Origin of the sequence: Kineococcus sp. NPDC059986 (assembly GCF_040702905.1) — a bacterium.
GTDB lineage: Bacteria > Actinomycetota > Actinomycetes > Actinomycetales > Kineococcaceae > Kineococcus.
This window is the reverse complement of sequence record NZ_JBFBND010000008.1, coordinates 1-12,361: the sequence shown is the minus strand read 5'-3', so window position 1 is coordinate 12,361 and position 12,361 is coordinate 1. Positions and strand designations below refer to the sequence as shown.

The 12,361-nt window shown below is 73.2% G+C and carries 17 protein-coding genes; 13 read left to right on the top strand and 4 right to left on the bottom strand.

Annotated elements, in window-relative coordinates; all coding sequences use genetic code 11:
- The first annotated feature begins 136 nt into the window (after window positions 1-136).
- From def to AB0637_RS08025, 10 genes are all read left to right on the top strand, one after another.
- The gene (def, locus tag AB0637_RS08070) at window positions 137-682 is read left to right on the top strand and encodes a peptide deformylase (protein ID WP_366171135.1); all 546 of its coding nucleotides are present in this window, start codon (window positions 137-139) and stop codon (window positions 680-682) included.
- A complete protein-coding gene (fmt, locus tag AB0637_RS08065; protein WP_366171133.1) occupies window positions 682-1,611 on the top strand; it encodes a methionyl-tRNA formyltransferase in 930 nt (309 codons plus the stop codon). The genes def and fmt overlap by 1 nt, the downstream gene beginning before the upstream one ends.
- The gene (locus AB0637_RS08060; protein WP_366171131.1) at window positions 1,608-3,059 is read left to right on the top strand and encodes a transcription antitermination factor NusB; all 1,452 of its coding nucleotides are present in this window, start codon (window positions 1,608-1,610) and stop codon (window positions 3,057-3,059) included. Before fmt ends, AB0637_RS08060 begins: the two co-directional genes overlap by 4 nt.
- 47 nt (window positions 3,060-3,106) lie before the next feature.
- The gene (locus tag AB0637_RS08055) at window positions 3,107-3,658 is read left to right on the top strand and encodes a GNAT family N-acetyltransferase (protein ID WP_366171129.1); all 552 of its coding nucleotides are present in this window, start codon (window positions 3,107-3,109) and stop codon (window positions 3,656-3,658) included.
- A 24-nt stretch (window positions 3,659-3,682) separates the two neighbouring features.
- Window positions 3,683-4,459, top strand: coding sequence for an isocitrate lyase/phosphoenolpyruvate mutase family protein (locus tag AB0637_RS08050; protein ID WP_366171127.1), 777 nt, complete (start codon window positions 3,683-3,685; stop codon window positions 4,457-4,459).
- An 84-nt stretch (window positions 4,460-4,543) separates the two neighbouring features.
- On the top strand, window positions 4,544-5,584 hold the full coding sequence (locus AB0637_RS08045; protein ID WP_366171125.1) for an alpha-hydroxy acid oxidase: 1,041 nt from the start codon (window positions 4,544-4,546) through the stop codon (window positions 5,582-5,584).
- A 145-nt stretch (window positions 5,585-5,729) separates the two neighbouring features.
- Window positions 5,730-5,936 carry a hypothetical protein gene (locus AB0637_RS08040; RefSeq protein ID WP_366171123.1) on the top strand — a complete coding sequence of 69 codons (207 nt, stop codon included), beginning with the start codon at window positions 5,730-5,732 and terminating at the stop codon, window positions 5,934-5,936.
- Entirely contained in the window at window positions 5,933-6,070 is a 138-nt protein-coding gene (locus AB0637_RS08035; protein WP_366171121.1) for a hypothetical protein, read from the top strand. The genes AB0637_RS08040 and AB0637_RS08035 overlap by 4 nt, the downstream gene beginning before the upstream one ends.
- An 89-nt stretch (window positions 6,071-6,159) precedes the next feature.
- Window positions 6,160-6,741, top strand: coding sequence for a hypothetical protein (locus AB0637_RS08030; protein ID WP_366171119.1), 582 nt, complete (start codon window positions 6,160-6,162; stop codon window positions 6,739-6,741).
- A gap of 252 nt (window positions 6,742-6,993) precedes the next feature.
- A complete protein-coding gene (locus AB0637_RS08025; RefSeq protein WP_366171117.1) occupies window positions 6,994-7,251 on the top strand; it encodes a hypothetical protein in 258 nt (85 codons plus the stop codon).
- Window positions 7,252-7,332: 81 nt separating this feature from the next.
- On the opposite strand, the gene AB0637_RS08020 is transcribed toward AB0637_RS08025, so the two are convergent.
- Window positions 7,333-7,689 (bottom strand): hypothetical protein, encoded by a 357-nt coding sequence (locus tag AB0637_RS08020; protein WP_366171115.1) that lies wholly within the window; start codon window positions 7,687-7,689, stop codon window positions 7,333-7,335.
- 314 nt (window positions 7,690-8,003) lie between these two features.
- On the opposite strand from AB0637_RS08020, the gene AB0637_RS08015 reads away from it, so the two are divergent.
- A complete protein-coding gene (locus tag AB0637_RS08015) occupies window positions 8,004-8,852 on the top strand; it encodes a hypothetical protein (RefSeq protein WP_366171113.1) in 849 nt (282 codons plus the stop codon).
- Window positions 8,853-9,149: 297 nt separating this feature from the next.
- Window positions 9,150-9,650 (top strand): TlpA disulfide reductase family protein, encoded by a 501-nt coding sequence (locus tag AB0637_RS08010; protein WP_366171111.1) that lies wholly within the window; start codon window positions 9,150-9,152, stop codon window positions 9,648-9,650.
- Between the two features lie 122 nt (window positions 9,651-9,772).
- On the opposite strand, the gene AB0637_RS08005 is transcribed toward AB0637_RS08010, so the two are convergent.
- Entirely contained in the window at window positions 9,773-10,270 is a 498-nt protein-coding gene (locus AB0637_RS08005; protein WP_366171109.1) for a hypothetical protein, read from the bottom strand.
- 215 nt (window positions 10,271-10,485) lie between these two features.
- On the opposite strand from AB0637_RS08005, the gene AB0637_RS08000 reads away from it, so the two are divergent.
- Complete coding sequence (locus AB0637_RS08000; RefSeq protein WP_366171107.1) at window positions 10,486-11,013, top strand: GNAT family N-acetyltransferase; 528 nt, start codon at window positions 10,486-10,488, stop codon at window positions 11,011-11,013.
- 243 nt (window positions 11,014-11,256) lie between these two features.
- Here the strand turns inward: AB0637_RS08000 and AB0637_RS07995 are convergent, their stop codons facing one another.
- The gene (locus tag AB0637_RS07995) at window positions 11,257-11,964 is read right to left on the bottom strand and encodes a hypothetical protein (protein ID WP_366171105.1); all 708 of its coding nucleotides are present in this window, start codon (window positions 11,962-11,964) and stop codon (window positions 11,257-11,259) included.
- A 72-nt stretch (window positions 11,965-12,036) separates the two neighbouring features.
- Entirely contained in the window at window positions 12,037-12,261 is a 225-nt protein-coding gene (locus AB0637_RS07990) for an integrase core domain-containing protein (RefSeq protein ID WP_366171103.1), read from the bottom strand.
- Window positions 12,262-12,361 lie beyond the last annotated feature (100 nt).

Below are 12,361 nucleotides of genomic sequence, written 5' to 3'. Positions count from 1 at the left end.
GGGTGCTTGTGACGTCGGTCACAGCCACTCCTTCGGTCGAGCGCGTCCGCCGCGGGTCCCCGGCGCGGACCGGGCCGGGGACCCCGCCGCCGTAGACTCGACGGCGCACACCACCCCCACACGTCCAGGGAGCTCCGTGGCGATCCAGCCGATCCGACTCTTCGGGGACCCGGTCCTGCGCCAGCGCGCGGCCGAGGTCACCACCTTCGACAAGGAGCTGCGCCAGCTCGTCAAGGACCTCGAGGAGACGATGCTCGCCGCGCCCGGGGCCGGGCTCGCCGCACCGCAGCTGGGAGTTTCGCTGCGGGTGTTCACCTACCACGCCGACGGTGAGCTCGGGCACCTCGTGAACCCCGTCCTGGAGCTGTCCGAGGAGTGCCAGGAGGGCGACGAGGGCTGCCTGTCGTTCCCCGGGATCCTCGCCGACACCCGCCGTTCCCTGCACGTCGTGGCCAAGGGCTTCGACATGCACGGAGAACCCGTGACGATCACCGGCTCCGAGTTCAAGGCCCGCGCCATCCAGCACGAGACCGACCACCTCGACGGCATCCTCTTCATCGACCGCCTCGACAAGGCCCAGCGCAAGCTCGCGCTCAAGGCCGTCCGCGAAGCGGAGTGGATGGGCCTGGAGACCCCGCAGGTCAAGGTCTCCCCGCACGCCACCTTCGGACAGGCGAGGTAGTGCGCCTCGTCGTCGCCGGAACCCCCGACGTCGCGGTCGCCTCCCTCGACGCGCTGCTCGCCAGCCGGCACGAGGTCGTCGCCGTCCTGACCCGTCCCGACGCCGCCGCGGGCCGTGGCCGCAAGCAGGTCGCCTCGCCCGTCGCCCAGCGCGCCCGCGAGGTGGGACTGCCTGTCCTGCAACCGGTCCGCCCGCGCGGAGCCGAGTTCCTCGAGGAACTGCGCTCCTACGCCCCCGACGCGTGCCCCGTCGTCGCCTACGGCGCTCTCGTGCCCGCCGAGGCGCTCGCGGTCCCGCGGCTGGGCTGGCTGAACCTGCACTTCTCGCTGCTGCCGGCCTGGCGCGGCGCGGCCCCCGTCCAGCGCGCCGTGATGGCCGGCGACGCCGTCACGGGCGCCTGCGTCTTCCAGCTCGAGGAGGGCCTGGACACCGGACCGGTGTACGCCTCGCTCACCGAACCCGTCGGTGCCCGCGACACCTCCGGGGACCTGCTGGGCCGCCTCGCCGTCACCGGGGCCCGCCTCCTCGTAGGGGTCCTCGACGCCCTCGAGGACGGCGCCGCCGTCGCGACGCCGCAGGCGGGGGAGGCGACCCTCGCACCGAAGATCGGCGTCGAGGAGGCGCGCGTGGACTGGCGGGCGAGCGCCGCCGAGGTCGACCGCCTCGTGCGCGGGTGCACGCCCGACCCCGGTGCGTGGACGACGTTCCGCGGCGAGCGGGTCAAGCTCGGGCCGGTCGTCCCGGTCGCGACGGACGAGGCCACGGACCTGGCGCCGGGTGCCGTCGTGGTGGAGAAGAAGCGTGTCCTCGTGGGTGCCGGCGGTGGCGCGGTCGCGCTCGGCTCGGTGCAGGCCGCGGGGAAGAAGGCGATGAGCGCGACCGACTGGGCGCGCGGGACCCGGCCTGCGCCGGGGGAGGAGTTCGCGTGACCGGTCCGTCCGTCCCTGGGGTCAGCACCCCGCGCCGCGGTGTGAAGCAGGACCGCTTCACCCGCGTCGACCCCGCCCGCGGCGTCGCCTTCGAGGTGCTGCGCGCCGTCGCCACGCAGGACTCCTACGCCAACCTCGTCCTGCCGAAGATGCTGCGCGAGAAGCGGCTGAGCGGCCGGGACGCCGCCTTCGCGACCGAGCTCGCCTACGGGGTGCTCCGCGGTCGCGGCACCTACGACGCGCTGCTGGCCACGCTCGTGGACCGGCCGCTGGCCGACCTCGACGACGGGGTCCTCGACGTCCTGCGGATGGGTCTGCACCAGCTGCTGGCCATGCGCGTGCCCGACCACGCGGCCGTCGCGACGTCCGTCGCGGTGGCGCGCACCCACGTCGGCGGCGGGCCGTCCGGTCTCGTCAACGCGGTGCTGCGCAAGGCGTCCGGCCGCGAGCTCGCGCAGTGGGCGGCCGAGGTGGCCCCGGGTGACTCCGACGACGACCTCGCCGTGCGGTACTCCCACCCGCAGTGGGTCGTGCGCAGCCTGCGCGAAGCGCTGCGCGCGCACGGCCACGACGCCGCGGAGCTGACCGACCTGCTCGTCGCGGACAACACCGCCGCCCACGTCGCGCTCGCCGCGCTGCCCGGTCTGACGACCGTCGGGGACCTCGTCGGCCGGGACGCGCACGTCGAGGTCGGCACCGGGCGCTGGTCGCCGACGGCGGCGCACGTCGTCCACGGCGACCCCGGTCGCCTCGCGGCCGTCCGCGCGGGCCGCGCCCGCGTGCAGGACGAGGGGTCCCAGCTGGTGGCCCTCGTCCTCGCCGCCGCCGACGTCGAGGGCCGGGACGAGCGCTGGCTCGACCTGTGCGCCGGCCCCGGCGGCAAGGCCGCCCTGCTCGCGGCCACGGGCGCGCAGCGGGGCGCGCGGCTGACGGCCGTCGAGGTCGCACCGCACCGCGCCGACCTCGTCCGGCAGGCGCTCGCGCCCCTGCAGGGCAGCGTCGAGGTCCGCGTCGCGGACGGCCGGGAGGTGGGGGCCGCCGAACCCGGTGAGTACGACCGCGTGCTCGTCGACGCCCCCTGCACGGGGCTGGGGGCGCTGCGGCGGCGACCGGAGGCCCGCTGGCGGCGGACCCCGGCCGACCTCGGCAGCCTGGCGCCGCTGCAGCGCGAGCTGCTCGGGTCCGCGCTCGACGCCGTCCGTCCCGGCGGGGTCGTCGCCTACGCGACGTGCTCCCCGGTCCTGTCCGAGACCCGTCTCGTCGTCGACGACGCGCTCAAGGCGGCCGCCAAGCGCGGGGTCGTCGCCGAGCGGATCGACACGCCGGCCGTCCTCGACCGCGTCGTCCCCGGGCTGTCGGGTGCCGCCGCGGGACTGGGTGTGCAGCTGTGGCCGCACACCCACGGCACGGACGCCATGCACGTGGCGCTGGTGCGGCGCACCGCCTGAGCGGTGCTCGGGGACGACGCCCAGGGGACCTGCCCACGGTGGGCGGTGTGACCGGTTTCGCCCTGCCCGTGGACGACGACCTCGACCTCGTCCTGCGCGAGGAGTGGACGGTGGCGCCGCTGCACGCGGTGGTGCTCGCCAACCTGGAGCACCTGCGGCGGTGGGAGGTGTGGGCCCGCGGCGAGCAGACGCTCGACGGGGCCCGCTCCTACGCCCGGTACGCCCTGGGGGAGTTCGCGGCCGGGACCTCGGTGCCGACGGCGCTGCGCTTCCGGGGCCGGCTCGTCGGTGCCTGCGGGGCCCGGATCGACCCCTACGGCGGCGTCGCCTCCGTCGGCTACTGGGTGGACGCCGCGCACCAGGGGCTGGGTCTCGTGAGCCGCGCCGCGCAGGTCCTCGTCCGGCACCTGCACGAGGACCGGGGCCTGGCGCGGGTCGAGATCCGCACCGCCGTCGACAACGTCCGCAGCCGCGCGGTCGCCGAGCGGCTGGGCTTCACCCTCGAGGGGGTCCTGCGGTCCGCCCAGCCGGGGGTCGCCGGTCGCGACGACCTCTGCGTGTTCGGGCACGTGGAGGAGGGCGGGCGCGCGACGTCGTGAGGGCCCGCCGGTAGCGTCGCAGGGGTGAACTCCGCTGAGAAGGCCGCGCGACTGCGGCAGCTGCACGAAGACTCCGAGCTCCTCGTCCTCGTCAACGTCTGGGACGCCGTGTCGGCGACCGTCGTGGCGGGCGAGCCCCAGACCAAGGCCCTGGCCACGGCCGGGCACTCCATCGCCTCCACGTTCGGGTACGGCGACGGCGAGCAGATCCCCCTCGACCTCGCCCTGAGCCTCGTCGGCCGCATCGTCGTGGCCGCGGGCGACCTGCCCGTCAGCGCCGACCTCGACGGCGGGTTCGGCGACGCGGGGGAGACGGTCCGCAAGGCCATCGGCGTCGGCGTCGTCGGCGCCAACGTCGAGGACCAGCTGCGCCCGCTCGCCGAGTCCGTCGCGAACGTCGAGGCCGTCGTCGCCGCGGGACAGGCCGAGGGCGTGCCCTTCGTCCTCAACGCGCGCACCGACGCGTTCGTGCGCGGTGGCGACCGGCCCCGCGACGTCGTCCTCGCCGACGCCGTGGAGCGCGGCAAGGCCTACCTCGCCGCCGGCGCGACCACGGTCTTCGTGCCCGGTCCCCTCGACGAGGACGCCGTGAGCCTGCTCGTCGACGCCTTCGGCCCGCAGAAGCTGTCGGTCATCGGCCTGCCCGGCGTGCCGTCGCAGCAGCGGCTGGCCGAGCTGGGCGTGGCCCGCATCACCTACGGCCCGATGACGCAGCGCGTCGCCCTGACGGCCCTGCAGGACGCGGCCCGCGGCATCTACGCCGGTGGCGGGATCCCCGAGGGGACCCGCCCCCTGAACTGAGGCCCCTGGACTGGGTCCCCCGGACGGGCCACCGGAACCGCAGAGCGGTCCCGGTGGGCCCGTCCCGTGGGCGAGGATGACCCCGTGACCTGGATCGAGGACCTCGCCGACCGCGCCGACGCCGTGCTGCCCGACTACGTGGCGGCCTACTACCGCTCGAGCGCGGGCGACGGGTCGTGCGACCGCGAGGGCATCGCGGACTGGAACGGCTTCCGGCTGCGGCCCTCCGTCCTGCACGACGCCTCAGCGCAGGACATGACCACCGAGGTCCTCGGCACCCAGGTCGCCGCCCCCGTCCTCGTCGCGCCCATGGCCCAGCAGGTGGGCGCGCGACCGGAGGGCGAGGTGCTGACCGCCCAGGGCGCCGCGAAGGCCGGGACGCTGCTCGGCGTCTCCACCAACACGGGGGCCCGCTTCGAGGACATCGCCGCCCAGGGCGCGCCCTGGTGGTACCAGGTCTACGTCGCCCGCAACCGCGAGGCGACGCGCCTCCTCGTCGAACGCGCCGCGAGCGCGGGTGCCCGCGCGCTCATCCTCACCGTCGACACCACGCCCATCGGGCGCGAGATCCCGGCGATCGACCCGCGCAACTGGCCCGCCGGCCCCCGCAAGAACCGCACGGCCAACCTCACCCCCGAGGAGCTGGAGCGCTTCGGCAGCGACACCGACATGGCCCTCGACCTCACGCCCGACACCATCGGCTGGCTCGCCGAGGTCTCCGGCCTCCCCGTCCTGTGCAAGGGCGTGCTGACGGCGCGCGACGCCCGCCGCTGCGTCGACGGCGGCGCCGAGGGGATCATCGTGTCCACGCACGGCGGCCGCCGCCTCGGCAACTCCGTCACGTCCGCCTACGCGCTGCCCGAGATCCTCGCCGAGGTGGGCGCGGAGGTGGAGGTGCACGTCGACTCCGGCATCCGCGGCGGGGCCCAGGCCGCCGTGGCGCTCGCGCTCGGCGCGCGGGCCGTGCACGTGGGCCGACCCGTCATGTGGGGGCTCGCGGCCGACGGCGCCGAGGGCGTCGCCGACGTCGTGACGCGCTACCAGGGCGAGCTCGCGACCACGCTGCGGCAGATGGGGGTCGGGTCGATCCGGGACCTGCGGCCGAGCGACGTCGTCACCCGCTGAGCCGGGGCGGCCGGCGGGGCGTGGTGGGGTGCGTCCTCGCCGCGGTCCTCGGCCTGTGACCACCGCCGGATGACGGTGGGCCCGTCCGGGGGCGAGGGTTCCGGGACGCCCCGGAGTCCGCCGCGCGGAGAGGCGTCCTGGTGGTGTGCCGACGTTGATCATCAAGACCGGCCTGAAGCGGTGGCGCATGGGCATGACCTCGCTGCGCGGCGGGGGCCTCGACGACCTCCTCGACGGTCAGCACGTCGGGTCCCACGACGTGTTCACCTACCGCCCGATCCGCCGGCCCATCACCGTCGGCGAGCACCGGCTGGAGGTTCACCAGTCGGGGACGCGCAGCGGTACACGGTGACGGCGCGGCTGCCGGTCGTCGTGCCGGACGGGGTCGAGCGGGTCGTCGTGCGGGCGCGCCCGGCGCGCCGGGTGTGGGTCTCGTCGGCCGACGTCATCGACGACATCGAGGTCCGCTTCCGCCCGCGGGGGTGATCCGGCGCGGTGCGCGGCACCGGGGTGCAGGGTGAGATCGGGTGATCTGCACCCGTAGCGGAACGACCTGACCCCACGATCATCGAGTCGTGACCTCCCCGCGGCGCGGCCCCTCACGCGCGATCACCGCCGTCGGCGTGTACCTGCTCGCCTGTCTCCTGGCCGGCGCGGCCACCTACGCCGTGACGGGGTTCTTCGAGGTGTCTCGTGCTGAGCGGGTGGTGCGCGGGGCCAGCATCTCCCTCACCGTCGGGATCAGCGGTCTTCTCAGCAGCTGGATCATCAGCCGACGCTCCCGTCGACATCTCCGGCGGTCGCGCGTCGACTGCAGTCTGAGAGTTCTGGAGGGTGAACATCCCGGTCTGCGAACTCGTTGGCGCCACGGTTCTGCTGCCCTCGAGCCGGGCCGGATGACCTTCACCCCCTTCGTCCTCGGGTTGCGTCTCTGGCCTCGGAAGAGCACCACGGTCGACGTCCTCGAACTCGACCGTGCGAGCGAGGTCGGGGTGAGTCCGAGGCAGGCACTGGCTGTCTCGCCGGACGCGCGGTTGGTCCGGATTCGTACCGGTACCGGAGCGCACCTGCGGTGGGCGGTCAGCCTCCCGGCGGTCGTCCACGGAACGTTCCAGCTCCTCGTTCCGGAGACCCCTGCTTCTCCTGGTGGGGCCTGAGCCGTACCGGTCGCTGGGCGGGGCGGTGTTGCTGATCGGTGGTCGGGACCTGGAACGGGAGCGGGACATGGTGTCCCGGCCGCACCCGGACACGCCGCTCCCGTTGCGGCCCAGCGCGTAGTCGTGGTGTGGAAGGGTGCACGGGTGCGCCCTCGGATCTTCCTCCTCCGCCCAGAGGTGGAGCCTGGCGAGCGGGTCCTGCGCACCTGGCACGCGAACTGGCTCCGACGCGGTGTCGCGCGGGGTGGCACGGTGGACCTCACCGACCGTCGGCTGCTGTTCCAGCCGAACAGCGTGGAGCGGCTGATCGGCCTGCGCGCGGAGTCCTGGGACCGGTCGCAGCTCCGTGGCACCCAGCTGGTCCAGGGGCGGCGCCGCATCGCGACGTGGAGGCGCAGGATGGGAGTGGTCCTCGTCGGCGGCGGGGTCGTCGAGTTCGTCGTCTGGGAGCCGGAAGCCGCGGTCCGCGAGCTGGCCGCGCGGCTGGCCGCCGGGACGACGCCCTGCTGACACCGACGTCGGCACGGCGGCGCAGCCGCTGACGTCCAGGTCCTCAGGAGCACCGTGACGTCTGCCGGGACGGACGAGCCGTCAGGGCCGGAGGCGTGGACTGCGGAGCTCACCGAGGAGCAGGGCCAGGACCATGCCGTCCTCGCTCTCCCACCGCTGCAGGCAGCCCTCCTCCTCCACGAAGCGAACGACACCGACCTGCACCAGGTGGGCGCGTTCGGCATCGCTGGCCAGGCGCTTGGAACCCAACCGTGGGCTGTTCGGGCTGCAGTCGAGCAGGTTGAGGACCACGACGCCGGCGTCGGCGAGCAGTCGGCGTTGATGCTTGCGGACGTCGTCGTCGACGAGCCGGTGGAGGCGGGTGCCGTCCCACAGGCGGTCGTCGGCGGTGTACTCCGGCTCACCGGGCCGTAGGGGGTGACCGCTGAAGTCCGGCACGTCTGCATCGTGCCGTCGTGGGGTCGTGCTGCCTACACCCCGCGGGTTCGACGTGACTGGCGGTCCCTCGCCACGGGATGGCGTGACGTCGCCCGCGGTGCAGTCCGGTCGTCCACCGCGAGGTGTGTCGACGGACCTCTCGTCGGCGTTGAGACCGTGAGGCCGCAAGACCGCGGCCGGGGTCCGTCCTGGTTCCGTTCGTCTGACGCATCGTGGTGCGTGCTGAGGGTCGGTGAACCGTGGTGGACGCGGCTGTGGGATTCCGGCAGGGTCCTGGGCATGACCGCCCGTGGGTTCGTCGAGGGTGCTCGCCGGTGATCGACCTCCGTGAGGTGGCCACTCCGCCCTGGGAGGACGATCTGCTGGTCACGGCGGAGTTCGCGCGAGTCGTCCACGTGTGGTCGCTGTCGCGCGCTGTGCGTTGCGCCAGCTTCGAGACGGTCTTCGACTTCGGTGGTCGGCGCCTGGCGCTGGTTCCCGGAGAACGGCCGGTGGTGGTCGCGGGCGCGTACACGCACCACGGTGTGCGCGGTCACGACCTGAGCGGCGAGGAGCTGTGGCAGGACCGCAGCCGCACCAACGTGCAGATCATCACCGCCCTGGCGGGAGGTCGGGTCGCCGTCAGCTGTGACCGGGGCCCCACCCGGGTTCTGGAGGCCGCCACCGGGCAGGAGCTGGGTTCCCTGCGTGGTGTGCGGCGCGTTTTCGCGCTGCGCCCGGACCTGTCGCTGGGGGTGGGCAGCGACTGGTGCCGTCTGCTGGACGGTTCGCTGGAGTGGCGGGGGACGCGGATCGCGGTGCCCAGCGCCGCGATCGTCTCTGCGGCGAGCGACGGTGAGCACCTGGCGGTCGCTGAGGTCGGAGGGCCTCTGCGGATCCTCGATCTCGAGGGGCGCGAGCGGGGGAGGGTGGCTGACCACTTCTGGCACGTCGTCCACGATCCGGTGACCGACACCTGGGTCGTGGTCCGCGTGTCGGAGGACGGGCGGACCTCCCTGCTCCGGCTCAGCGACGACGCGGAAGTTCTGGAGCAACACCCTTGTGAACCGTTCCGGGACGTGGCGACGATGCGTGGTGGCAGGTCGTTGGCCGTGCTCCTGGCCGAGGGCGTGCAGATCCTGGACTGCTCGGACTGGAGCGTCCGGACCCTCGCGGCGACGTGAGTTCGAGCACCCGGTGCCGCGCCGGCGCCGCGGGGTTTCAGGGGGCGCGGGGGTCGCAGCGGAGGGAGGAGGTGGGAGCGCGATCCTCGCGAGTTCGTCGACGTCCTGGGCGGCGGGATCACCGTGCCGTGGCGCACTGCTGCAGCACCGTCCGGTCGCTGCGGGCAGACTGGTCGTGTGACGTCCGCTGGTCTGCCCACCCCTGAACGAGTCCCGCCGGAATCTGCTGCAGATGGCCTGTGGTGCCCCGAGCGTCGTCGTGGTGGCTGGGCGGCCTTTCCAGCCGCGGTGCTGCTGATGACCGCGGTCGGGTGCGGTGCGGGCGACGGGTTGCCGTCCTCGACGGCCGCAGCGGGCGATCAGGGACGGCTGTGGACGCAGTACCCCGTCACGGAACGGCAGGAACTACCGCCGGTGGAGGGCACCACCGCGGCCGGCGACGAGGTGGACGTCCAGGCGTTGCGCCCGGCGGTGGTGGTGCTGAACACCTGGTTCGCCGGGTGCGCCCCGTGCCGACGCGAAGCCCCGGTCCTGCAGGCGGCTTCCGAGCAGTACGCCGACAAGGGAGTCCGCGTCGTGGGGATCGACGTCCGCGACACGTCAGCGTCGGTGGTCACCAACTTCCAGGAGCGCAACGGCGTGACCTACCCCAGCATCGTGGACGCCGACGGGCAGGCGTCGTTGGCGCTGCGCGGGTTCGCGCCCAGCGCCACCCCCGTCACTCTCGTCCTGGACCCGCAGGGACGGGTGGCGCCCGGGTCGCCGGTGAAGTCGGCTCCTCGGTCCTGGACGGGCTGATCGACGACGTCCTGGCGGAAGCGGCGACGAGTTCAACGACACCACCGACCCCGACAGCGGGATGAGCACGAGGTAGCGGCCACAGCCGAGGACCCGCCCCGCGACCGTGGTTCCCCCTGTCGTCACCGAGCCGGGAACGGCGCGATGTCGCTGCTCCACTGCTCCGCCGCCGTGCGCAGCTGAACCCGGTCGACCCGCAACGGGATGCTGTACTCGTAGATGCGGGGTTTGGGTTCCGTCGTCCGCCCGGGTCTGCCGGCCTCAGCCTCCAGGGACAGGTGCACGCGCAGCGTCGTGTGCTCGTCCTCTACCGCGGCGATGCTGAAGGCCAGGTTGGGCTCGATGAAGATCAGCGTGTGCGTCATGAGGTCGGAGCCGGGGTTGTCCGTCGGTTCGAGGCGTCCCTCGGCCGCGGCGTGCAGCCAGCCCAGCAACTCCTTCGCCTCCCACGTGCTCAGGTCCGGTCCCTCGAACGTCCACGACTCCCCGGCAGCGGTGCGGACCGTCCCGTGCACGATGAGCCAGTTGGCATCGGGTTCGTCAGCCGTGGTGAGGTCCGGGTACTCGTAGCTGCTGGGACGGAGCTCGAAGACGGCGCCGTCGGTGGAGGTGAGCTGCACCTGGGCAGTGTCCCGCGTCTGCTGGGGATGCTCGATGCGGTGCGGTGGCTCGTTCCGATCGTGGGGTTCGAAACCGCTGGGTCGTCGACAGGGCGGGACGTCGGTGGACGGCCGGGACCAGCACTGAGCGAGGGGCGACCGCGCGTGTCAGACGGCTGGGGGTCGCACCCGGACCCGGACGTGGAGCCGACGGGAGGGCTCGGCATCCTGGCCGGGTGATCGTCCGTGAACGTGCCCCTGAGGATGTGCCTGCTTGCGCGTCGGCTCTGCGCGCGGTGCACGACGCTGACCGGTACCCGACGAACTGGCCGCAGGATGCGGCCGGCTGGCTCACACCCGCCGGGTTCGCCACGGCGTGGGTCGCCCTCGACGACGACGGCACCGTCCTGGGTCATGTCTGCGTCGTGCAGGACGTCGATGACCCGGTGGCGGCCGCGGTAGCCGGCGTGGCGATGCCGCACCTCGCCAGCGTCTCGCGCCTGTTCGTCGCTCCCGCGGCGCGCGGCCGGGGTCTGGGCCTCGGGGCAACCCTGTTGGCTGAGGTCGAGGCCTGGAGTCGACGGCATGGACTGCAGCTCATGCTCGACGTGGTCGACGACGGTGCACCGGCGGTGCAGCTCTACGAACGGCTGGGGTGGAGGCTGGTGGATCGGCGGGATGCCGACTGGGTGACGCCGCAGGGCAACCGTCACCAGGTGCGCATCTACCTGGCTCCGGGGGAGTGGAACCGCGACGGGATCTGACGGTGCCGCGCGGATCGCGGGACGACCTCGAGGCCACCACGCGAAACGTGCCGCACCCGGGAAGTGGTGCGTTGCAACCCGTCCGGAGCAGATGCGTGGGTCGGAACGTGACACTCCACGGGACGACGCCGCCGCGACCATCGTCGAGTCAGGACGTCGGAGGCCAGGGTGATCGCGCAGTGAGCCCGGGACGACCGTGACGTCGGCATGGAGTTCAGCGGAAGCCGTCCCGGCGATGACTCTTCAGGAGACTTCCCCAGGTAGTCGGGCCTTCCTGCTGCCTGAGTTGATGGCGGTGATGAGGTCGTCGGTGAAGGGGATGCCGTGGGCGGCTGCGGCTCGTTGCACCTGCTGACGTCCCCAGAGACGGTTGTCGTGTCCGGCCAGCAGGACCGCTCCCAGCTGAGCGGGGCTGGTCGGTCCGGGGGTGTCGTAGGCGCTGCCGCGGACCCGGGCCACTGGACCTGATCCGGCGTTGGCCCAGTGCGGGGAGGACCACGACAGTTCCAGGACGTCCGACCAGGGGTAACGCTTCTCCTGGCCGTTGCGGAAGCGCACGACGAGGGCGTCGTCGGTGAAGTCGACCTGGTCCCCTCCGCTGCGCATCTGCCAGATCGTTGTTGCCGCCAACGCCAGCGCCCACAGGGGGGCGAGGCTGGTGAAGGGGTGCTGCACCAGTCCGAGCACGGCGACGACGAGCAGGAGGAGGACGGGCAGGATCCAGTGTCGTTGTCCTCGTGCTCGCAGGTCCTGTGGAGCGGCGCCGTCGGCTTCGGGGGCGGTCGTGGCGTTGTGGTACCTGAGCCAGGTGATGAGTGGCCACCAGCAGAACCCGGTCAAGATGACGCCGATCACCACCCGACGCACGTCACCGTCCAGGGCGGCTTGCCCGGCCGGGACCACGAAGCTGAGGCCGGCGAGGGCGGAGAGCGCGAGGAACCAGCGGGGCACGCTTTCGACTGTGCCTGACGAGCAGTGGGGAGGTGTCAAGGCCCGGGTTTGATGGAGGGTAAGAAGCAACGCTCAGGCCGCGGTGACGACCTCCTCCGCAGCGTCGAACTGGGCCTGGTACTCAACCGGCGGGATCATTCCGAGCTCGCCGTGCAGCCGGCGGGTGTTGTACCAGTCGATCCAGCTGGCGACGGCGCGCTCGACGTCGTCCAGACCGCGCCAGGGCCCGTCGCGGCCGGGTAGGTGTGGGTTGCGGATGCACTCGGCCTTGAACAGGGAGTTGAACGCCTCAGCCATCGCATTTGTCCGGTTCGGGGCGGCCGCGCCACCGAGCCAGCACCTCAACGGTGCTAGTCAAGTCCCCCGTAAGCCGAGGGGCGACCGAATTGAGCGCAAG

Coding starts and splice junctions, on each gene's coding strand:
- AB0637_RS07990 (WP_366171103.1), bottom strand. CDS start 12,261: ATGGCTGAGGCGTTCAACTCCCTGTTCAAGGCCGAGTGCATCCGCAAC.
- AB0637_RS08010 (WP_366171111.1), top strand. CDS start 9,150: ATGACCGCGGTCGGGTGCGGTGCGGGCGACGGGTTGCCGTCCTCGACG.